The organism is Streptomyces sp. NPDC088400 (assembly GCF_044753355.1).
Taxonomy (GTDB): Bacteria; Actinomycetota; Actinomycetes; order Streptomycetales; family Streptomycetaceae; genus Streptomyces.
On record NZ_JBIVMZ010000001.1, the window covers coordinates 32,332 to 54,297 of the forward strand.

General features: G+C 68.5%; 18 protein-coding genes. 15 read left to right on the forward strand and 3 right to left on the reverse strand.

Features of this window, described 5'->3' with window-relative positions; translation table 11 throughout:
• Positions 1–80: 80 nt before the first annotated feature.
• From ACIQD6_RS00155 to ACIQD6_RS00165, 3 genes are all read right to left on the reverse strand, one after another.
• Positions 81–1,280: a cytochrome P450 gene (locus ACIQD6_RS00155; RefSeq protein WP_401876572.1), complete on the reverse strand. Its 1,200-nt coding sequence runs from the start codon at positions 1,278–1,280 to the stop codon at positions 81–83.
• A gap of 153 nt (positions 1,281–1,433) precedes the next feature.
• The gene (locus ACIQD6_RS00160; RefSeq protein ID WP_401876574.1) at positions 1,434–2,756 is read right to left on the reverse strand and encodes a cytochrome P450; all 1,323 of its coding nucleotides are present in this window, start codon (positions 2,754–2,756) and stop codon (positions 1,434–1,436) included.
• A 242-nt stretch (positions 2,757–2,998) separates the two neighbouring features.
• Entirely contained in the window at positions 2,999–3,832 is an 834-nt protein-coding gene (locus tag ACIQD6_RS00165; RefSeq protein ID WP_401876575.1) for a C40 family peptidase, read from the reverse strand.
• Between the two features lie 983 nt (positions 3,833–4,815).
• On the opposite strand from ACIQD6_RS00165, the gene ACIQD6_RS00170 reads away from it, so the two are divergent.
• The 15 genes from ACIQD6_RS00170 to ACIQD6_RS00240 all read left to right on the forward strand — a co-directional run bounded on the left by ACIQD6_RS00170 (position 4,816) and on the right by ACIQD6_RS00240 (position 21,945).
• Positions 4,816–5,175, forward strand: a complete 360-nt coding sequence (locus tag ACIQD6_RS00170; RefSeq protein ID WP_053644853.1) for an NADH-quinone oxidoreductase subunit A — start codon at positions 4,816–4,818, stop codon at positions 5,173–5,175.
• 19 nt (positions 5,176–5,194) lie between these two features.
• On the forward strand, positions 5,195–5,749 hold the full coding sequence (locus ACIQD6_RS00175; protein ID WP_401876577.1) for a NuoB/complex I 20 kDa subunit family protein: 555 nt from the start codon (positions 5,195–5,197) through the stop codon (positions 5,747–5,749).
• Positions 5,746–6,522, forward strand: a complete 777-nt coding sequence (locus ACIQD6_RS00180; protein ID WP_401876578.1) for an NADH-quinone oxidoreductase subunit C — start codon at positions 5,746–5,748, stop codon at positions 6,520–6,522. The genes ACIQD6_RS00175 and ACIQD6_RS00180 overlap by 4 nt, the downstream gene beginning before the upstream one ends.
• Positions 6,522–7,856 (forward strand): NADH-quinone oxidoreductase subunit D, encoded by a 1,335-nt coding sequence (locus ACIQD6_RS00185; protein ID WP_401876580.1) that lies wholly within the window; start codon positions 6,522–6,524, stop codon positions 7,854–7,856. The genes ACIQD6_RS00180 and ACIQD6_RS00185 overlap by 1 nt, the downstream gene beginning before the upstream one ends.
• A gap of 32 nt (positions 7,857–7,888) precedes the next feature.
• On the forward strand, positions 7,889–8,785 hold the full coding sequence (gene nuoE, locus ACIQD6_RS00190) for an NADH-quinone oxidoreductase subunit NuoE (RefSeq protein ID WP_401877998.1): 897 nt from the start codon (positions 7,889–7,891) through the stop codon (positions 8,783–8,785).
• Entirely contained in the window at positions 8,785–10,146 is a 1,362-nt protein-coding gene (gene nuoF, locus ACIQD6_RS00195; RefSeq protein ID WP_401876582.1) for an NADH-quinone oxidoreductase subunit NuoF, read from the forward strand. Before nuoE ends, nuoF begins: the two co-directional genes overlap by 1 nt.
• On the forward strand, positions 10,143–12,653 hold the full coding sequence (locus ACIQD6_RS00200; protein ID WP_401876584.1) for an NADH-quinone oxidoreductase subunit G: 2,511 nt from the start codon (positions 10,143–10,145) through the stop codon (positions 12,651–12,653). Before nuoF ends, ACIQD6_RS00200 begins: the two co-directional genes overlap by 4 nt.
• Positions 12,650–14,050, forward strand: a complete 1,401-nt coding sequence (nuoH, locus tag ACIQD6_RS00205) for an NADH-quinone oxidoreductase subunit NuoH (RefSeq protein WP_401876585.1) — start codon at positions 12,650–12,652, stop codon at positions 14,048–14,050. The genes ACIQD6_RS00200 and nuoH overlap by 4 nt, the downstream gene beginning before the upstream one ends.
• 46 nt (positions 14,051–14,096) lie before the next feature.
• A complete protein-coding gene (nuoI, locus tag ACIQD6_RS00210; RefSeq protein WP_401877999.1) occupies positions 14,097–14,678 on the forward strand; it encodes an NADH-quinone oxidoreductase subunit NuoI in 582 nt (193 codons plus the stop codon).
• Positions 14,675–15,691, forward strand: coding sequence for an NADH-quinone oxidoreductase subunit J (locus tag ACIQD6_RS00215; protein WP_401876587.1), 1,017 nt, complete (start codon positions 14,675–14,677; stop codon positions 15,689–15,691). The genes nuoI and ACIQD6_RS00215 overlap by 4 nt, the downstream gene beginning before the upstream one ends.
• The gene (gene nuoK, locus ACIQD6_RS00220) at positions 15,688–15,987 is read left to right on the forward strand and encodes an NADH-quinone oxidoreductase subunit NuoK (RefSeq protein ID WP_040024225.1); all 300 of its coding nucleotides are present in this window, start codon (positions 15,688–15,690) and stop codon (positions 15,985–15,987) included. The genes ACIQD6_RS00215 and nuoK overlap by 4 nt, the downstream gene beginning before the upstream one ends.
• Before the next feature lie 14 nt (positions 15,988–16,001).
• Positions 16,002–17,897, forward strand: coding sequence for an NADH-quinone oxidoreductase subunit L (nuoL, locus tag ACIQD6_RS00225; protein ID WP_401876588.1), 1,896 nt, complete (start codon positions 16,002–16,004; stop codon positions 17,895–17,897).
• Positions 17,898–17,903: 6 nt separating this feature from the next.
• Positions 17,904–19,508, forward strand: a complete 1,605-nt coding sequence (locus ACIQD6_RS00230) for an NADH-quinone oxidoreductase subunit M (RefSeq protein WP_401876590.1) — start codon at positions 17,904–17,906, stop codon at positions 19,506–19,508.
• Positions 19,505–21,166, forward strand: coding sequence for an NADH-quinone oxidoreductase subunit NuoN (nuoN, locus tag ACIQD6_RS00235; protein WP_401876592.1), 1,662 nt, complete (start codon positions 19,505–19,507; stop codon positions 21,164–21,166). Before ACIQD6_RS00230 ends, nuoN begins: the two co-directional genes overlap by 4 nt.
• 257 nt (positions 21,167–21,423) lie before the next feature.
• On the forward strand, positions 21,424–21,945 hold the full coding sequence (locus ACIQD6_RS00240; protein ID WP_401876593.1) for a hypothetical protein: 522 nt from the start codon (positions 21,424–21,426) through the stop codon (positions 21,943–21,945).
• Positions 21,946–21,966 lie beyond the last annotated feature (21 nt).

Below are 21,966 nucleotides of genomic sequence, written 5' to 3' on the forward strand. Positions count from 1 at the left end.
TAAGCCCGACGGTACCGCCGGGGAGGGTGGGGTGCAGGTGGTTCACCTGACTCCACCGTCACCGGTCAGCTGACTGACCGTCACCAGGTCACGGGGAGCCCGGCGGGCATGATGGCCATGCGGTTGGGGACCCAGGGAACCTCCTCGACGGGCACCGCCAGGCGCACCCCGGGCAGGTGGTCCAGGAGCGTGGCGAAGGCGGTCTCCGACTGGCGGCGGACGAGATGGGCGCCGGGGCAGTGGTGGCGTCCGTAGCCGAAGCGCAGATGGGGATTTGGCGAGCGGCCGATGTCGAAGGTACCGGGTTCGGCGAAGGCGGCGGGATCGTAGTTGACGGCGTCGAGGGAGAGCAGGAGCAGGTCGCCTTCCTTGACGGGTACGGTGCCGAGCTTGTCGTCCTGCGTGACGAAGCGGGGAATGGCGTTGCCCAGGACGACGCCGTACCGCAGCAACTCCTCGACGCACTGGGGGAGTCGCTCGGGACTCTCGCGCAATGTGTCCATCACGTGCGGCCGTTGGACCAAATGGAGCGCCGCGACGCCCAGGAAGCCGGCGAAGTCCTCGTAGCCGGTGACGAAGAGAAGAGCGGCGATATTGGAGAACTGCTTCTCGTCGAGACCCTGTTGACGGTCGTTGAGATCGGCGATGCGGTCCAGCAGGCCGCGGGGCGCCGCGGGGCGGGTGGCGGTGTACGCCGCCATGTAGAGCCGGAGCTCTTCCCAGTTGCGGGCGAGCTCCTCGTTGGTCGGCGTCTTCATGGTCAGGTCGAGGTCGGCGCGGGCGGCGAGCCAGTCGCGGTCCTCGAAGGGCAGGCCGAGCAGGCGGCACATGCACTGGGCGGCGACCCACTCGGCGAAGTGCCGCTGAAGATCGCCCGGACTGCCCTCCCTCGTCATGGCGTCCAGGCCTTGGCGGGTGATGCCGGCGACCCAGTCGGCCGGCAGATCCGGCTGGTTACGGCTCAGCGCCTTCAGCACCTCGTCCCGCAGGCCGGCCCGCTGGAGGTGCTGCATGGCATCGAGCAGCTCGGGCGCGAGGATCGGCGCGTCCTGGGTCGGCCCGTCCGCCTCGCCGAGCCGGGAACGGGCGAACTTCCTGTCCCGTAGCACCTGTTGGGCCAGTTCGTAGCCGGTGACCAGCCACGCCTCCCCGCCGGCGTTGGTGGTGACCCGGGCGACGGGGCACCGGCGCCGCAACTCGTGCAGTTCAGGGGCGAGGCGGTCGCCCCGGTCGCTGAAGGGGTAGTGCGGGAGGGGCTGGGTCTCCTCGGGCGCGGGCATGGCCTCGGTCTTTCTTCTCGTGTCCGTACGGCAGGTCGGCTCGCGTCCGTACGGCAGGTCGGCGGTCCACCGGCCTCACTGGCGGTTCACCACCAGTACCGGCGGTACCGGCAGTACTGGTGGTTCAGAGGCTTCGGCGGCTTCGGCGTCGGTTCACCAGCGGACCGGCAGGCGGGCCGGTGCGCGCAGCGGGGTGGTCTCGTCCCAGGGAAGGGTGTCGGCGGGGACGGCCAGCTCCAGACCGGGCAGGCGCTCCAGCAGGACCTGTAGGGCGATGGCCAGTTGCATGCGGGTCAGGTTGGCCCCCGTGCAGTAGTGCGGGCCGTGTCCGAACGCCGTGTGCGCGTTGGGGGTACGGGAGAGGTCGAGGCCGTCGGGGTCGGTGAACGCCGACGGGTCGCGGTTGGCGGAGGCGATCACCGGCAGGACCGCGTCGCCCGCCCGGATGTGCTGCCCGTGCAGCGTGAAGTCCTCCAGGGCGACGAGGATATTGATGGCGTTCATCAACGGGACGTACCGCAGCAACTCCTCGACGGCGGAGTCGATGGTGTCCGGGTGGTCGCGCAGCCGCTGGAGCTCGTCGGGGTGGGTGAGGAGGGCGAGCAGGGCGTTGCCGGTGTGCTGGATGTTCGTCTTGTAGCCGGCCATCAGCATGGTGACGACAAAGCTGACGACGTCGTCGCGGGTCAGCTCGCTGCCCTCGCGGCGGCTCTCCCAGAGCAACTGGCAGATGTAGTCGTCACCCGCCGCGTCACCCGTATCGGCGGGCGACGCGGCGGGCATCTCGCGCTCCTTGCGGGCGATCAGCTCGACCGCGTAGTCCTGGAGCGCGTACAGGGCCGCGAGCACCTCCTCCATGGTGAGACCGGCGGCGCTGAGGAGGGTGAGCGTGTGCGGCAGATAGGTGGCGCGGTCCTCGTGCGGAATGCCGGTCGTCTCGCACAGCACCATCAACGGCAGCGGATCGACGAACGCCTCGACCAGGTCCACCGTCCCGCCGGAGGAGTCCGCGGCGGCGACCATGGCATCGACCAGGCCTTCGGCCATGGAGCGGATCCGGGGAGCCATGAAGTCCAGCTTCCGCCTGCCGAACATCGGCAGCACGGTACGGCGGACCCGGTTGTGGTGCTCGCCGGTCATCTCCAGGAACGTGGGGAGGCACGGCGGGGGCGCCTGGGCGTCCTCACGCGGGGGCCAGGCGGACAGCAGCGGCCGGGTGAGCCGGGGATCGGCGAACGCCGCGCGCGCGTCCTCGTAACGGCTGATGAGCCAGCCGGTCTCGCCGTTCGGCAGCAACGCCTTGACCACCGGCCGCTCGACCCGCAACCGCGCGTACTCGCACGGCGGCCCGGCGGTACCGGGCGCGGCGGCGGGCACCGACATGGTCGGCGCGTCCGGCGCGTCCGGCACACCGGGTGCCTCCGGCACGACGGGCGCGTCCGTCATGACCGGGGTGGTCGCGTTGGATCCGCTCACGTCCTGTCCTCTCTGTCCGTTCTGTCCGTCCTGTGTCCAGCTCCCGAACCAGGCTTCCCAGGTTCACGGGGAACGACCACCGATTAACCAATTTGAGCGACTTAGTGCGATGAGTCGCCTGATGGCCTCGTACGGAAATGCCCGCGCCACGGGAATTCCGGTACGAGAGACGTCTGTCGGACACGACAAGGGCCCGCATCCCCTGGGGTGGGGGTGCGGGCCCTTGTGACGGCTCAGAGCGTTCAGAGCATGCGGACCGCGCCGGTCGGCATGTCGTAGTCCATGGTGCGCTCGACCACGCCGTCGCCGGGGTTCTGCGCGCCGACGAACTTGCCGTCGCCCACGTAGATCGCGGTGTGGTACGCGCTGCCGGAGCTGCCCCAGTAGAGGATGTCGCCCGCCTGGAGGTTGTCCAGGGACACCTGGGTGCCGGCCGTCGACTGGTCCTGCGAGACACGCGGGAGGTCCACGCCGATCTGCTTGAACGCGGCGCCTACGAGCCCGGAGCAGTCCCAGGAGTCGGGGCCCGTGGAGCCCATGACGTACGCGTCACCGATCTGGGCCTTGGCGAAGGCGATCACGGCGGCGGCGGAGCCGGTGGCCTGGGAGGCGGAGGAGTCCGAGGAGGAGCTGGAGCCGGAGTCCGAGGAGGTGTTCGTGGAGACGGAGGCGAGCTCCGTGCGCTCGGCGGAGCGGGAGGCCCGCTCGGCGGCCTCGGCCTTGGCCTGGGCTTCGTCGGCCTTCCTCTTCGCCTCGGCCTTGCGCTCCGCCTCGGCCTTGGCCTTCTTGGCGGTCTGCTCGGCCTTGGCGGCGGCCGCGTCCTGCTGGGCGCGCATGTCGAAGTTGTCCGCGACGCGCTGGGTGGCGTCGGCGGACTGCGCGACGCTGCCCGCGAGCCCGGAGGTGAGCGTGGGCATCTCGATGGTCTGGGTCACCGGCTCGGCGTTCGCCGGCGCGGCGGCGGCGGCCACAGCGATGGTGCTGAGAACGCCACCGGCAACTCCGGTACGGAGGACGACTCTCGACGCGCTGCGGCGGGGCTTCCGGTGGCTGGGTATGTGAGCGGTGTGGGACATGAGAACAACGGGTACCAGGCGATCCCTGGTCGGCGTCAAGAAAGGTGTGTTGCGCCACAGTTACGTCCGGAATCCCATAATCCGCTTTCCGATGGCCCTTATTGACGCCCTAGCGGTCAAACCGGGCGTGGGCGATCATTGCTGTGATCAGAGGCTTTCCGATAAACGTCCGAATTGCCCGTCGCCTACCACCCCTTCACGCGCGTGGCCAAGCCCGCTTCTCTGGGAGGTTGAGTGGAGTGGCGCAGGTCACAGGAAGGTCACCGCTTGGTGGTCCGGACGATCACGGAGTCCGCTTCGGGTGATCACGGGGCCCGTGCGGGTGATCGCGGGCTCGCCCCGGACCTCCACCCCGGACTGTCATGGACACCCGGCGTTCATTTGATCTTGACCCTCGCCCGGGCGACGTAACTCTCTGTTGCTCACCGGACTCGACGGGTCGTGACGGGCTGCGAGGGCGTTCCACGCTCCCGCGTGCTCGCCCCGGTCGCTCGTGAATGCGTGCACGTGTCCCCGTCGGCCCTCGCGGCACCCTCGACCTGGTCGATCGCCAGGCGCTTTATCACCCTCATCCGTCTCATTGCCAATTTGCTTGTACCGTGCATCTCTTGATAGGGCCGCACGCCTTCGACCAGCGACAACGGGCCCGGATGTCACATCTGGTGATCACACAGGCGCTTCGCGTATGAAGATCACCGCTCATCCGACTTGATGATCCTTCGTCGGGTGGTGGAGATCACAAAGGCGATGCTGTACCCCGTGTCGCAGATCACAGATCGACGGGCATAGGATGCGGAGCAGTCGGGCTTGTGAACTGCCTCACATGTACGCGATCTTCGGTGATCCGTGGGTGACCCGCCGATTACTCACCGGCGTATCGCCGGTGATCGGTCGGCGATTCGTCGGCGGTCCGTGAGGGGGTGGTCACGTGAAGTGCCCGGTGCGGTCCAACGGTCAAGGACGACTGGAAGGAGCTGAGGAGCGTGAATGCCTATGCGCCCGTCCTCGTGCTCGGCGCCCTCGGGGCTGGGTTTGCGATCTTCTCCGTGGTCATGGCCACGCTTATCGGCCCAAAGCGGTACAACAGGGCGAAACTTGAAGCGTACGAGTGCGGCATCGAGCCCACGCCGACGCCTGCCGGGGGTGGCCGTTTCCCCATCAAGTACTACCTGACGGCGATGCTCTTCATCGTCTTCGACATCGAGATCGTCTTCCTTTACCCCTGGGCCGTCACCTTCGACGCTCTGGGGATTTTCGGGCTCGTGGAGATGCTGCTCTTCGTGCTCACCGTCTTCGTCGCCTACGCGTATGTGTGGCGGCGCGGCGGTCTGGAATGGGACTAAAGGGGCTGAGGGGCCACCAATGGGACTCGAAGAGAAGCTGCCGAGCGGTTTCCTGCTGACCACGGTCGAACAGGCCTCGGGCTGGGTGCGGAAGTCATCCGTCTTCCCCGCGACCTTCGGCCTCGCCTGCTGCGCCATCGAGATGATGACGACCGGCGCCGGACGGTACGACCTGGCGCGGTTCGGCATGGAGGTCTTCCGCGGTTCGCCGCGCCAGGCCGATCTGATGATCGTGGCCGGACGGGTGAGCCAGAAGATGGCGCCCGTCCTGAGGCAGGTCTATGACCAGATGCCGAACCCCAAGTGGGTGATCTCCATGGGGGTTTGCGCATCATCGGGCGGAATGTTCAACAATTACGCGATTGTTCAGGGTGTGGACCATGTCGTCCCCGTAGACATCTATCTGCCCGGCTGTCCGCCGCGCCCCGAGATGCTGATGGACGCCATTCTCAAGCTCCACCAGAAGATCCAGGGCTCCAAGCTCGGGGTCAACGCGGAGGAAGCGGCCCGTGAGGCGGAGGAGGCGGCCCTCAAGGCGCTCCCGACGATCGAGATGAAGGGGCTGCTGAGGTGAGCGAGAAGAACGGCAAGAGCGGCCGGAACGACCAGAGCGGCCGGAGCGATTCGAGCGGCGAGCAGGTCGCGGCGGGCAACGTTCCCTCCGCCCGCGACGACTCCGCCGAGCCCATCCGCGTACAGAAGGGCATGTTCGGCGCCCGCAACGGAGGCGACACCTCCGGCTACGGCGGTCTCGTACGGACCGTCTCCTTCCCCGGTGCCTCGGCCCGGCCGTACGGCGGACCCGGCGGCGTCTTCGACGAGGTCGCCGACGAGCTCGAAGGGGCGCTGGAGGAGCAGGGGCTGGTCCCCGAGAGCGCCATCGAGAAGACGGTCGTCGACCGCGACGAGCTCACCTTCCACATCGCGCGCGAGCATCTCGTCCAGGTCGCGCGCACCCTGCGCGACGACCCCGCGCTGCGCTTCGAGCTCTGTACGGGGGTGTCGGGCGTCCATTTCCTCGGCGACAAGGGCCGCGAACTGCACGCCGTCTACCACCTGCGCTCGCTCACCCACGGCCGGCTGATCCGCCTGGAGGTCTCCGCCCCGGACGCCGACCCGCATGTGCCGTCCCTGGTCGAGGTCTATCCGACCAACGACTGGCACGAGCGCGAGACGTACGACTTCTTCGGCCTGATCTTCGACGGCCACCCCGCCCTCACCCGGATCATGATGCCGGACGACTGGCAGGGCTTCCCGCAGCGCAAGGACTACCCGCTCGGCGGCATCCCCATCGAGTACAAGGGCGCCCAGATCCCGGCTCCGGACCAGCGGAGGTCGTACAACTGATGAGCACGCCACACGCGTCCACGCACGCTTCCGCCCGCGAGACCACCGAGGGCACCGTATATACGGTCACCGGCGGCGACTGGGACGAGGTCGTCCAGTCCGCGGCCAAGGCCGACGACGAGCGGATCGTCGTCAACATGGGTCCCCAGCACCCCTCCACCCATGGGGTGCTCCGGCTGATCCTGGAGATCGAGGGCGAGACCGTCACCGAGGCCCGCTGCGGCATCGGCTATCTGCACACCGGTATCGAGAAGAACCTCGAATTCCGCAACTGGACGCAGGGCACCACCTTCGTCACGCGCATGGATTACCTGACGTCGTTCTTCAACGAGACGGCGTACTGCCTGGGCGTGGAGAAGCTGCTCGGCATCGAGGACGACATCCCGGACCGGGCCACCGCCATCCGCGTCCTGCTGATGGAGCTGAACCGGCTCTCCTCGCACCTGGTCTGTATCGCCACCGGCGGAATGGAGCTGGGCGCGACGACGATCATGATCTACGGCTTCCGCGATCGTGAACTGATTCTCGATGCCTACGAGCTGATCACCGGGCTGCGGATGAACCACGCGTTCATCCGGCCCGGCGGACTGGCCCAGGACCTGCCCCCGGGCGCCGTCGACCATCTGCGCGAGCTGCTGAAGACGCTGCGGAAGAACCTGCCGGAGTACGACAAGCTCGCCACCGGCAACCCCATCTTCAAGGCGCGCATGGAGGACGTCGGCTATCTCGACCTGGCCGGCTGCATGGCACTGGGCGCCACCGGACCGATCCTGCGCTCCGCCGGGCTCCCGCACGATCTGCGCAAGAGCGATCCGTACTGCGGTTACGAGACCTACGAGTTCGACGTCCCGACCGCCGACTCCTGTGACGCGTACGGCCGTTTCCTCATCAGGCTGGAGGAGATGCGCCAGTCGCTGCGGATCGTCGAGCAGTGCCTGGACCGTCTGGAGCCGGGGCCGGTGATGGTCGCCGACAAGAAGATCGCCTGGCCCGCGCAGCTCGCACTCGGACCGGACGGCCTGGGCAACTCGCTCGACCACATCAAGAACATCATGGGCACCTCCATGGAGGCTCTGATCCATCACTTCAAGCTGGTGACGGAGGGCTTCCGGGTCCCGGCCGGTCAGGCGTACGCCGCCGTGGAGTCGCCCAAGGGCGAACTCGGCGCGCATGTCGTCTCCGACGGCGGCACCCGCCCGTACCGGGTCCACTTCCGTGACCCGTCCTTCACCAACCTTCAGTCCATGGCGGCGATGTGCGAGGGCGGCCAGGTCGCCGACGTCATCGTCGCCGTCGCGTCCATCGACCCCGTGATGGGAGGCGTCGACCGGTGACAGCCACACCCAATTCCGAGGTCAGCCTGGGCATGCCCCAACTGCCCGCCCCGGCCTACCCGGCCGAGGTGCGCGCCAGGCTGGAGACCGACGCGAAGGAGATCATCGCGCGCTATCCGGGCTCCCGGTCCGCGCTGCTCCCGCTGCTGCACCTCGTCCAGGCGGAAGAGGGCTTCGTCTCCCGTACGGGCATGGCCTTCTGCGCCGAACTGCTCGAACTGACCACCGCCGAGGTCACCGCCGTGGCGACCTTCTACTCCATGTACCGGCGCGGTCCCGGCGGTGAGTACCAGGTCGGGGTCTGCACCAACACGCTCTGCGCGGTGATGGGCGGCGACGCCATCTTCGACGCGCTGAAGGAGCACCTCGGCGTCGGCAACAACGAGACGACCGAGGACGGCAAGGTCACCCTCGAACACATCGAGTGCAACGCGGCCTGCGACTTCGCGCCCGTGGTGATGGTCAACTGGGAGTTCTTCGACAACCAGACGCCGCAGAGCGCCAAGCGGCTCGTCGACGACCTGCGTGACGGGCTTCCCGTGGAGCCGACGCGGGGCGCGCCCCTGTGCACGTACAAGGAGACGGCGCGCATCCTCGCCGGCTTCCCCGACGAGCGCCCCGGCGCCGTCGAGGCCACGGGCGGTGCCGGGCCCGCGTCGCTGATCGGTCTGCGGCTGGCCAAGGGCGAGAACCCACGGCGCCGCGTGGTGCGCCCGCGTGACGCCGAACCCCGGGACGCGGAACCGCGTGACGCCGGACCGCGTGACGCCGAACCCCGGGACGCGGAACCGCAGCCGGGTTCCGAGCACCTCAGCTCGCACGACGCACCGCAACGGACGTCGGCCTCCGACCCGGCCCACCCGGCCGGTCCAGGCCATCCGGCCGACCCGGACCACACGACCGGGCCGGCCGCCGAGGAGGGGGAGTGATGACCATGGCCGCAGAGCTGGACGAGAACGGGACCAGCCCCGAGAAGATCCTCGCGCCCGTCCTGTCCGCCTTCTGGGACCAGCCGGAGTCCTGGACACTGGCCACGTACAAGCGGCACGAGGGGTACGAGGGGCTGAAGAAGGCCCTCGCCATGCAGCCCGACGACCTCATCGCGTACGTCAAGGACGCGGGCCTGCGCGGCCGGGGCGGCGCGGGATTCCCCACCGGAATGAAGTGGCAGTTCATTCCGCAGGGCGACGGCAAGCCGCATTATCTCGTCGTCAACGCGGACGAGTCGGAGCCCGGAACCTGCAAGGACATCCCCCTTCTCTTCGCCAATCCGCACTCCCTCATCGAGGGAATCGTGATCGCCTGTTACGCGATCCGCTCGCGGCACGCCTTCATCTATCTGCGCGGCGAGGTCGTCCCCGTACTGCGCAGGCTGCACGAGGCGGTGCGCGAGGCCTACGCGGCGGGCTATCTCGGCAAGAACATTCTCGGCAGCGGACTCGATCTCGACGTCATCGTGCACGCGGGGGCGGGCGCGTACATCTGCGGCGAGGAGACCGCGCTGCTGGACTCCCTGGAGGGCCGTCGCGGACAGCCCCGGCTGCGTCCCCCCTTCCCGGCGGTGGCAGGCCTCTACGCCTGCCCCACTGTGGTGAACAACGTCGAGTCCATCGCGTCCGTTCCCGCGATCCTCAATCGCGGCAAGGAGTGGTTCAAGTCGATGGGCAGCGAGAAGTCCCCGGGCTTCACGCTCTACTCGCTCAGTGGCCACGTCACCAGCCCCGGCCAGTACGAGGCCCCGCTCGGCATCACCCTGCGTCAGCTGCTCGACATGAGCGGCGGCATGCGGGCCGGTCACCGGCTCAAGTTCTGGACGCCGGGCGGCTCTTCGACCCCGATGTTCACCGACGAACACCTCGATGTCCCGCTGGACTACGAGGGTGTGGGCGCCGCCGGTTCGATGCTCGGCACGAAGGCGCTCCAGTGCTTCGACGAGACGACCTGTGTCGTACGGGCCGTCACCCGCTGGACCGAGTTCTACGCCCACGAGTCCTGTGGCAAGTGCACGCCATGCCGTGAAGGCACGTACTGGCTGGTGCAGTTGCTGCGAGACATCGAGGCGGGCAAGGGCCGGATGTCCGACCTCGACAAGCTGAACGACATCGCCGACAACATAAACGGCAAGTCGTTCTGCGCGCTCGGCGACGGCGCCGCGTCCCCGATCTTCTCCTCGCTGAAGTACTTCCGTGAGGAGTACGAGCAGCACATCACCGGCAAGGGCTGCCCCTTCGACCCCGCGAAGTCCACCGCGTGGGCAGACCGGAACCCGCACCTGGAGGTGAACGCATGACAGTCACCACCTCTGCCCCCTCCGGCGGCGGCGAGGCGGCGGTCCCGCCCGAAGATCTCGTCTCGCTGACGATCGACGGCATCGAGATCTCCGTCCCCAAGGGGACCCTGGTGATCCGCGCCGCCGAGCTGCTCGGCATCGAGATCCCGCGCTTCTGCGACCATCCGCTCCTCGACCCGGCCGGCGCCTGTCGCCAGTGCATTGTGGAGGTCGAGGGCCAGCGCAAGCCGATGGCCTCCTGCACGATCACCTGCACCGACGGCATGGTCGTCAAGTCGCAGTTGACCTCGCCGGTCGCGGAGAAGGCCCAGCGCGGGGTGATGGAGCTGCTGCTCATCAACCACCCGCTGGACTGCCCGGTCTGCGACAAGGGCGGTGAGTGCCCGCTCCAGAACCAGGCGATGCAGGTCGGCGACCCGGACACCCGCTTCGAGGGCAAGAAGCGTACGTTCGAGAAGCCCGTCCCGATCTCCACCCAGGTGCTGCTCGACCGCGAGCGCTGCGTGCTGTGCGCGCGGTGCACCCGCTTCTCCAACCAGATCGCGGGCGACCCGATGATCGAGCTGCTGGAGCGGGGCGCGCTCCAGCAGGTCGGCACCGGCGAGGGCGACCCGTTCGAGTCGTACTTCTCCGGGAACACCATCCAGATCTGCCCGGTCGGCGCGCTGACCTCGGCGGCGTACCGCTTCCGCTCCCGCCCGTTCGACCTGGTGTCGTCCCCCTCGGTGTGCGAGCACTGCGCGGGCGGCTGCGCGACCCGTACCGACCACCGGCGCGGCAAGGTCATGCGGCGGATGGCGGCGGACGACTCCGAGGTCAACGAGGAGTGGATCTGCGACAAGGGGAGGTTCGGCTTCCGCTACGCCCAGCGGCCCGACCGGCTCACGACCCCTCTCGTACGGAACGAGGACGGCGTCCTCGAACCGGCGAGCTGGCCCGAGGCGCTCCAGGCCGCCGCGCGCGGTCTGAGCGCGGCGCGCGGCCGGACGGGCGTGCTGGCCGGCGGCCGGCTGACCGTCGAGGACGCCTACGCGTACGCCAAGTTCGCCCGGGTCGCCCTCGACACGAACGACATCGACTTCCGCGCGCGCGTGCACAGCGGCGAGGAGGCCGACTTCCTGGCCGCCCACATCGCGGGCCGGGGGCGGGACCTGGACGGTACGGGCATCACGTACAGCACGCTGGAGAAGGCACCGGCAGTGCTGCTCGCGGGATTCGAGTCCGAGGAGGAGGCGCCCGGCGTCTTCCTGAGGATGCGCAAGGCTCACCGCAAGCACGGGCAGCGCGCCTTCTCGGTCGCCACGCATGCCACCCGGGGGCTGGAGAAGGCCGGGGGCACGCTGCTGCCGGCCGCGCCCGGTACGGAGACCGAGTGGCTGGACGCGCTGGCGTCCGGCAAGGGGCTGGAGGGGGACGGAGCCAAGGCCGCCGAGGCGCTGCGCGCGCCGGGCGCCGTGATCGTCGTCGGTGAGCGGCTGGCCGCCGTACAGGGCGCTCTGACGGCGGCGGCGCGGGCCGCCACCGCGACCGGCGCCCGGCTGGTGTGGATCCCGAGGCGGGCCGGCGAGCGCGGCGCGGTCGAGGCGGGCGCGCTCCCGTCGCTGCTGCCCGGCGGCCGTCCCGCCACCGATTCGCGGGCCCGCGAGGAGACCGCGGCGATCTGGGGCGTACGCGAACTGCCGCACCAGTACGGCCGCGACACCGGCCAGATCATCGCGGGCGCCGCCACCGGCGCGCTGGGCGCGCTGGTCGTCGCGGGCGTCGAGATCGCGGACCTGCCGGACCCGGCGGGCGCGCGGGCGGCGCTGGAGGCGGTCGGTTTCCTGGTCTCGCTGGAGCTGCGGCCGAGCGAGGTCACCGAACGGGCGGACGTGGTCTTCCCGGTCGCGGCCGTCGCGGAGAAGTCCGGCACCTTCCTCAACTGGGAAGGCAGGGCACGGCCGTTCGAGGCCTCGCTGAAGCCGGAGCAGATGACGCGGCGGCTCGCGCCGAGCGACGCGCGCGTACTGCACATGCTGGCCGACGAGCTGGACGTGCACTTCGCGCTGCCGGACCTCGACGCGGCGCGGGCCGAACTGGACCGGTTCGGCGGCTGGGACGGCCCCCGGGCCACCGAGCCGCTGGAGAGCGCACTGCCACTGCCCCGGCCGGGCGACGGCGAGGCCGTTCTCGCGGGGCACCGGCTGCTGCTCGACCAGGGCCGTCTCCAGGAGGGCGACGAGGCTCTGGCGGGTACGCGCCACGCGGCGGTCGCCCGGCTCTCCGCCGCGACGGCCGAGGAGACGGGCGTCAAGGATGGCGACGAACTGGCCGTCACCGGCCCGGCGGGCACGGTAACGCTGCCTCTTCAAGTGACGCGGATGCCCGACCGGGTCATCTGGCTGCCGTTGAACTCCACGGGCGGGGGCGTCCTCGCGGACACCGGATCCCGCCCCGGCACGCTGGTCCGCATCGGCCCGGCGGAGCCCGCCCCCGTGGCCGACGAAGCGCCGGAGGTGCGCGCATGACCGCCTTCGCCCAACTCGCGGCGGGACCGCCGAGTGTTCTCGCCGCCGAGGACCTGTCGATGTTCGGCCGCGATCCCTGGTGGCTCGTGGTCGTCAAGGCCGTGTTCTGCTTCGCGTTCCTGATGGTGACCGTGCTCTTCTCCATCGTGTGGGAGCGCAAGGTCGTCGCCTGGATGCAGCTGCGTATCGGCCCCAACCGGCACGGCCCCTGGGGCATGCTCCAGTCGCTCGCCGACGGCATCAAGCTGATGCTGAAGGAAGACGTGATCGTCAAGCGCGCGGACAAGGTGGTCTACGTCCTCGCGCCGATCATCGCCGCGATTCCGGCCTTCATGGCGATCGCCGTGATCCCGTTCGGCCCGGCCGGCAACGAGGTCTCGATCTTCGGCCAGCGCACCACGATGCAGCTGACCGACCTGCCGATCGCGATGCTCTACATCCTCGCGGTCGCCTCGGTCGGGATCTACGGCATCGTCCTCGCCGGCTGGTCGTCGGGGTCCACGTACCCGCTGCTCGGCGGATTGCGCTCGTGCGCGCAGATGATCTCGTACGAGATCGCCATGGGCGCCGCGTTCGCCTCCGTGTTCCTCTACTCCGGATCGATGTCGACCTCGGCGATCGTCGAGGCGCAGGCGGACCGCTGGTACATCATCCTGCTGCCGGTCTCCTTCATCATCTACATCGTCACGATGGTCGGCGAGACCAACCGCGCCCCCTTCGACATGCCGGAGTCCGAGGGCGACCTCGTCGGCGGCTTCAACACCGAGTACTCGTCCATCAAGTTCGCGATGTTCATGCTCGCCGAGTACGTCAACATGGTCACCGTCTCGGCCGTCGCGACCACGCTCTTCCTCGGCGGCTGGCGCGCTCCGTGGCCCATCTCCACCTTCTGGGAGGGCGCGAACCACGGCTGGTGGCCGATGCTCTGGTTCGTCGTCAAGGTCCAGCTGCTGCTCTTCTTCTTCATCTGGCTGCGCGGCACGCTGCCGCGGGTGCGCTACGACCAGTTGATGAAGCTCGGCTGGAAGGTCCTGATCCCGGTCTCGCTGCTCTGGCTGATGCTCGTCGCGACCGTACGGGCGCTGCGGAACGAGAACTACGCGTTCCAGACGATCGTGCTGTACGTGGCCGGGGCGATCATCACGCTCCTGCTGCTCTCGTTCATCGCGGACATCTTCCGCGACAAGCAGGAGAAGGCCGCGGCCGAGAGCGAGCCCGAGCCGCCGGCGTTCGACCCGATGGCGGGCGGTTTCCCCGTACCGCCGCTGCCCGGACAGACGTTGCCGCCGGTGCCGCGCAGGCGCTCGCGCCGTGAGCGCGAGCTGATTGTCAGTGGCGGGGTCAATACTGTGAGTGACGGTACCGAGAGTGACGGAAAGGAGGCTGACAGTGTCTGACTCTTCGCAGGGAGACGTTCCGCAGGGAGACGTTCCGGAGGGGGACATCCCGCGTCCGCCCCGGAATCCGGTCGCCGGCTTCGGCGTGACCTTCAAGGCCATGTTCAAGAAGCGGCTGACCGAGCAGTATCCGGAGCAGCCGAAGGTGACGGCGCCGCGCTTCCACGGCCGCCATCAGCTGAACCGGCATCCGGACGGCCTGGAGAAGTGCATCGGCTGCGAGTTGTGCGCCTGGGCGTGCCCGGCGGACGCGATCTATGTCGAGGGCGCGGACAACACGGAGGAGGAGCGCTACTCCCCGGGCGAGCGGTACGGCCGCGTCTACCAGATCAACTACGCGCGCTGCATCCTGTGCGGCCTGTGCATCGAGGCCTGCCCGACCCGGGCGCTCACGATGACCAATGACTTCGAGCTGGCCGACAGTTCTCGCGAGAGCCTCATCTATACGAAGGAGCAACTGCTCGCGGGACTTGAGGAGGGCATGGTCGAGTCGCCGCACTCGATCTTCCCGGGCACGGACGAGCAGGACTACTACCGGGGGCTGGTCACCGAGGCCGCTCCCGGGACGGTCCGGCAGGTCGCGGTGAGCAAGGGCGAGAAGCCGACGGACGAGGGGGTCGGCGCATGAGCGCGCTGGCCGCCTCGGTCACTTCCGTCACCTCTGCCACCTCTTCCGTCACTTCCTCCGTCACTTCTTCCGTCCACGCTTCCGTCACGTCTGCGGCCTCCACCGCCGCCTCCACCACGTCGACCGGTGAGGCCGTCCAGTTCTGGATCCTCGGCACGGTCGCCGTGATCGGCGCGCTCTCCACGATCCTGATGAAGAAGGCCGTGCACAGCGCGCTGTCCCTGGCGGCGACGATGATCATCCTGGCGGTCTTCTATCTGGCCAACGGGGCGTATTTCCTGGGCGTCGTCCAGATCATCGTCTACACCGGCGCGATCATGATGCTGTTCCTCTTCGTCGTCATGCTGGTCGGTGTCACCGCCGCCGATTCCCTCAAGGAGACGCTCAAGGGCCAGCGTTGGCTGGCCGCCGCCTGTGGGCTCGGCTTCGGCGTGCTGCTCATCGCCGGGATCGGCAATGCCTCGCTGGACACCTTCACCGGACTCGGCCAGGCCAACGCGGGCGGCAATGTCGAGGGACTGGCCGCCCTGATCTTCACCAGGTACGTCTTCGCGTTCGAGATCACCGGTGCGCTGCTGATCACCGCGACCGTCGGGGCGATGGTGCTCACGCACCGCGAGCGCACCGAACGGGCCAAGACCCAGCGGGAGATGGCCGAGGAGCGCGTCCGCAAGGGCACGCAACTGCCGCCGCTGCCCGCTCCGGGTGTCTACGCCCGGCACAACGCGGTGGACATCGCCGGCCTGCTGCCGGACGGCACCGCGTCCGAGCTGACGGTCAACAAGACGCTGAAGGGCCGCGGCCAGATCCGCGATGTGTCGAGCGAGGCCATCGCGGACCTCAAGGCCCTGGAGCAGCGGTCGACGGAGCGGCTGGGCCGCCCGCTGGAGTCCGGCCTTGACGAGCGATCAGCCCGTGAGTACGGGAAACCCGGCCGTGAGTACGGGAAACCCGGCCGTGAGTACGGGAAACCCGGCCGTGAGAACGGGAAAGAGGAGGAGGTCAAGCGATGAACCCGGTCTACTACCTCTATCTCGCCTCCCTGCTGTTCACCATCGGCGCGGCCGGTGTGCTGATCCGGCGCAACGCGATCGTGGTCTTCATGTGCGTCGAGCTGATGCTCAACGCGTGCAACCTCGCGTTCGTCGCCTTCTCCCGGCTGCACGGCAATCTCGACGGCCAGATCATCGCCTTCTTCACGATGGTCGTCGCCGCCGCGGAGGTCGTGGTCGGGCTCGCGATCATCGTGTCGCTGTTCCGTTCCCGCCACTCGGCCTCGGTCGACGACGCCAGCCTGATGAAGCTCTGAGGGGTCGCTGAATCGTGGAGAACTTGATTGCGCTGCTTGTCGCGGCGCCCCTGCTCGGAGCCGCGGTCCTGCTGTGCGGCGGCCGTCGCCTCGACCGCTCGGGTCAATGGCTCGGCACGGTCCTGGCCGGCGCGTCCTTCGTCATCGCCGTGGTGCTGTTCGGCGACATGCTCGGCAAGAGCGGCGAGGAACGCGCCCTGCACCAGCACCTGTTCAGCTGGATCCCCGTCGAGGGCTTCCAGGCGGACGTCGCCTTCCAGCTCGACCAGCTGTCGATGACGTTCGTCCTGCTGATCAGCGGCGTGGGCACGCTGATCCATATCTACTCGATCGGGTACATGGAGCACGACGAGCGGCGCCGCCGCTTCTTCGGCTATCTGAACCTGTTCCTGGCAGCGATGCTGCTGCTCGTCCTCGCCGACAACTACCTGCTGCTGTACGTGGGCTGGGAAGGCGTCGGTCTCGCCTCGTACCTGCTCATCGGGTTCTGGCAGCACAAGCCGAGCGCGGCCACGGCCGCCAAGAAGGCGTTCCTGGTCAACCGCGTCGGTGACATGGGTCTGTCGATCGCGATCATGCTGATGTTCACCACCTTCGGGACCTTCGCCTTCGGGCCGGTGCTGGGGGCCGCGGGGGACGCCACGGAGGGCAAGCTGACGGCGATCGGCCTGATGCTGCTGCTGGCCGCCTGCGGCAAGTCGGCCCAAGTGCCGCTCCAGTCCTGGCTCGGTGACGCGATGGAGGGTCCGACCCCGGTCTCGGCCCTGATCCACGCGGCGACGATGGTGACCGCAGGCGTCTACCTGATCACCCGCTCCGGGGCGATCTTCAACGCGGCGCCGGACGCGCAGCTGGCGGTCGTGGTGGTCGGCGCGGTGACGCTCCTGTTCGGTGCGATCGTCGGTTGCGCGAAGGACGACATCAAGAAGGCCCTCGCGGGTTCGACGATGTCGCAGATCGGCTACATGATCCTGGCGGCCGGCCTCGGCCCGATCGGCTACGTCTTCGCGATCATGCACCTGGTGACGCACGGCTTCTTCAAGGCCGGGCTCTTCCTCGGTGCCGGATCCGTCATGCACGGCATGAACGACGAGGTCGACATGCGCAAGTACGGCGGCCTGCGGAAGTACATGCCGGTCACCTTCGTCACCTTCGGCCTCGGCTATCTGGCGATCATCGGCTTCCCGGGGCTGTCCGGCTTCTTCTCCAAGGACAAGATCATCGAGGCGGCCTTCGCCAAGGGCGGTACGGAAGGCTGGATCCTCGGCGCCGTCACCCTGCTGGGCGCGGCGATCACCGCGTTCTATATGACCCGCGTGATGCTGATGACCTTCTTCGGCGAGAAGCGCTGGCAGCCCGATGCTCAGGGACACGAGCCGCATCCGCACGAGTCCCCGAAGTCCATGACCATCCCCATGATCATCCTGGCCTTCGGCTCGGTCTTCGCCGGAGGTTTCTTCTCCATCGGCGACCGTTTCCTCCACTGGCTGGAGCCCGTCACCGGACACAGCCACGGACACGCGCCGATCAGCGCGGGCGCCGTCACCGGCGCCACCATGGTCGTCCTGGTGATCGGTGTCGCCATCGCCTGGGTGATGTACGGACGTTCGCCGGTGCCGGTGACCGCCCCGCGCGGCTCGCTGCTCACCCGCGCCGCCCGCCGCGATCTCCTCCAGGACGACTTCAACCACGTGGTTCTGGTCCGGGGCGGCGAGCACCTCACCCGCTCCCTGGTGTACGTCGACCACACCATGGTCGACGGAGTGGTCAACGGCACGGCGGCGTCGTTCGGCGGGCTCTCCGGCCGGCTGCGCAAGCTGCAGAACGGCTACGCCCGCACGTATGCGGTCTCGATGTTCGGAGGTACGGCAGTGCTCATCGCCGCGACCCTGCTGATGAGGGCGGTGTAAACGGATATGTCGTTCCCTCTTCTGACGGCGACGGCGGTGCTGCCCGCGGTCGGCGCCATCGTCACGGCGGCCGTCCCCGCCGCCCGGCGCACCGCCGCCAAGTGGCTGGCGCTGCTCTTCTCGCTCGCCACGCTCGTACTGGCCGCCGTCGTGCTGGTCCGCTTCGAGCCCGGAGGCGACCGCTATCAGCTCACCGAATCGCACGCCTGGATCGCGGACTTCGGGGTGCGGTACGAACTGGGCGTGGACGGCATCGGGGTGGCGCTCCTCGCGCTCACCGCGCTGCTGATCCCGTTCGTGATCCTGGCCGGCTGGCATGACGCCGACCCGCTGGAGGATGTGAACCCGAACCGCCGCTGGCGGCCGACCCAGGGCTTCTTCGCGCTGATCCTGATGGTCGAGGCGATGGTGATCCTCTCCTTCGAGGCCACCGACGTCTTCCTCTTCTACATCCTCTTCGAAGCCATGCTCATCCCGATGTACTTCCTCATCGGCGGCTTCGGCGACCGCGCCGCACCTGCTCAATTTGCCGCTACCGCGGCGGGGGGCGGGGACGAGGCGGCGGCGACCCAACGCTCGTACGCGGCCGTCAAGTTCCTCCTCTACAACCTGGTCGGCGGCCTGATCATGCTGGCCGCCGTCATCGGCCTCTATGTCGTCGCGGGCAGCTTCTCGCTCGCCGAGATCGCCGAGGCGCGGGCCAACGGCTCGCTGACGATGGCGACCGACACGGAGCGGTGGCTGTTCCTCGGCTTCTTCTTCGCCTTTGCCGTCAAGGCACCGCTGTGGCCGCTGCACACCTGGCTGCCGAACGCCATGGGGGAGGCCACCGCGCCCGTCGCCGTACTGATCACCGCGGTGGTCGACAAGGTCGGCACGTTCGCGATGCTGCGCTTCTGCCTCCAGCTCTTCCCGGAGGCGTCCAAGTGGGCCACGCCGGTGATCCTGGTGCTGGCGCTGATCAGCATCATCTACGGGGCGCTGCTCGCGGTCGGCCAGCGCGACATCAAGCGGCTGATCGCCTACGCGTCGATCTCGCACTTCGGCTTCATCATCATGGGCATCTTCGCGATGACCAGCCAGGGCCAGTCGGGCGCCACGCTCTACATGATCAACCACGGCATCTCCACTGCCGCGTTGATGCTGGTGGCCGGCTTCCTGATCACGCGGCGCGGCTCCCGGCTCATCGCGGACTACGGCGGAGTGCAGAAGGTCGCCCCGGTCCTCGCCGGGACGTTCCTGATCGGCGGTCTCGCCACGCTCTCGCTGCCGGGGCTCTCCCCGTTCGTGAGTGAATTCCTGGTCCTGGTCGGCACGTTCAGCAGATATCCGGTGGTCGGCATCATCGCCACCTTCGGCATCGTGCTCGCCGCGCTCTATGTCCTCGTGCTCTACCAGCGCACGATGACCGGACCGGTGAAGGCGGAGGTCAGGACCATGCCGGACCTGAAGATCCGGGAACTGGTGGTCGTCACCCCGCTGATCGCGCTGCTCCTGTTCCTGGGTGTCTACCCGAAGCCGCTGACCGAGATCGTCAACCCGGCGGTGGAGCACACGATGTCCGACGTACAGAAGACCGATCCCAAGCCCGAGGTGGAGGCCGCTCCGTGAGTGCGACAGCTGTCCACAGCCTGTGGACAACGGCGGCGGCCGAGTCTGCCAACGGGATCGACAAGATCCCTGCCCCGAACATCGAATACGCGCAGCTGGCCCCCGTACTGATCGTGGTGGGCGCCGCCGTCCTGGGTATCCTGGCCGAGGCGTTCGTCCCCCGTAAGGGGCGGTACCACACGCAGCTCTTCCTCTCCGTCGTCGCCCTGGCCGCCGCCTTCGCGGCGGTGGTCGCCCTCGCGGCCGGCGGATACGGGACGACCAAGAAACACATCGCCGCCATGGGCGCCATCGCCATGGACGGCCCGACGCTCTTCCTCCAGGGCACGATCCTGCTGGCCTCGGTCGTCGCCGTGTTCACCTTCGCCGAGCGCCGGCTCGACCCGGAGGCCCACGGCAACCGCGTCGACTCCTTCGTCGCGCAGGCCGCGTCGGTGCCGGGCAGCGACAGCGAGAAGGCCGCGGTCAAGGCCGGGTTCACCACCACCGAGGTGTTCCCGCTGGCCCTGTTCGCCGTCGCGGGCATGCTGGTCTTCCCGGCGGCCAACGACCTGCTGACGCTCTTCATCGCGCTGGAGGTCTTCTCGCTGCCGCTCTACCTCCTGTGCGCCCTCGCCCGCCGCAAGCGACTGCTGTCCCAGGAGGCCGCGGTCAAGTACTTCCTGCTGGGCGCCTTCTCGTCGGCGTTCCTGCTCTTCGGGATCGCCCTGCTGTACGGATACGCGGGCTCCGTCTCGTACGCGCGCATCGCCGAGGTCGTCGGCGGCACCGTGCAGAACGTCGATCCGGCCCTCGCCGGCACCATGGGCAACGACGCGCTGCTGCTGATCGGCGGCGCGCTGCTCATCATGGGTCTGCTCTTCAAGGTCGGCGCGGTGCCGTTCCACATGTGGACCCCGGACGTCTACCAGGGCGCCCCCACCCCGGTCACCGGCTTCATGGCGGCGGCGACCAAGGTGGCGGCCTTCGGCGCGCTGCTGCGGCTGCTGTACGTCGTCCTGCCGGGCCTGCGCTGGGACTGGCGGCCGGTGATGTGGGCCGTCGTCATCATCACCATGCTGGGAGGCGCGATCGTCGCCATCACCCAGACCGACATCAAACGGCTCCTGGCGTACTCGTCCATCGCGCACGCGGGCTTCATCCTGGCCGGTGTGATCGCGGCGACGCCCGACGGGATCTCGTCGGTCCTCTTCTACCTGGCGGCGTACTCGTTCGTGACGATCGGCGCGTTCGCGGTCGTCACCCTCGTACGCGACGCGGGCGGCGAGGCGACGCACCTGTCCAAGTGGGCCGGTCTGGGACGGCGTTCGCCGCTGGTGGCCGCGGTCTTCGCGGTCTTCCTGCTCGCCTTCGCCGGCATCCCGCTGACCTCCGGCTTCTCCGGGAAGTTCGCGGTCTTCAAGGCGGCGGCGGAAAGCGGCGCCGGGGCGCTCGTCGTGGTCGGTGTGATCGCCTCGGCGATCGCGGCGTTCTTCTACATCCGGGTCATCGTGCTGATGTTCTTCAGCGAACCGAAGGCCGACGGCCCGACGGTAGCGGTCCCTTCGGCTCTGACGATGACGGCGATCGCGGTGGGCGTGGTCGTCACGCTGGTGCTGGGCGTGGCTCCGCAGTACTTCCTGGACCTGGCGGGTCAGGCGGGGGGCTTTGTGCGGTAGCCCGCGTACGGCGGGATTTCCCGTACGTCGGTGGATTCCATAGGTATGTCAGGGCCCGGCACCTCACTGAGGTGCCGGGCCCTGCCGCGTCCCGCTACTGCTCTCCGGGAACCCATCGGCGTGGGGTGATGGCGCCGGGATCGAGAACGACGGCGAATAACTCACGCGGCATGGACGGGAGCCGGCAGAGCAACGCGTGCTCAGTTCAGGCGAGTTGCTAGGTTGGCGGAACGCAGGTTGTCGCCAGGAGCAGCCGCATGGGTGGGGCGGGGGGCTTTCTCGTGGGGTGGGACGAGTGGGAGCAGTCGAAGGCTGAGGTGGCCGAAAGGCATTCCACGTCCACGGAGACGAAGCTCAATCAGCTTCCCGCGGACTCGCGGAGCGGCGGAGGTGGCGCGAGCGGCGGGCAGAGCGATCTGGTCACCAACCAGGATGATCTGGGTGACGTCGGCCACGAGGCATTCATGCTGCACGATCATCTTGGCAGGCAAGCGGATATCGCGGGCGCGGGTGCGGACAAGAACGGCGCCGGGTCCTCCATGCAGGCCGCCGCCTCGCTCAAGAGCCACAACTTCGCCCTGGGCGGAGCCCTGGAGAAAACAGTGGAGATCTGGACCACCCAGCTGAAGACACTGCTGCAGGCCTGCGCCCACATCTCCAATCATCTGGACCACACCAAGACGTCGCATGCCCGGGACGACGCCCTTATCGAGGCGTCGTTTCGCAACCGCAATGGTTCCGCGGTGCCCGTGTCACGGATCAGCGAGTACTTCAAGTAGCGAAGGACAGTGGTGGGCAGT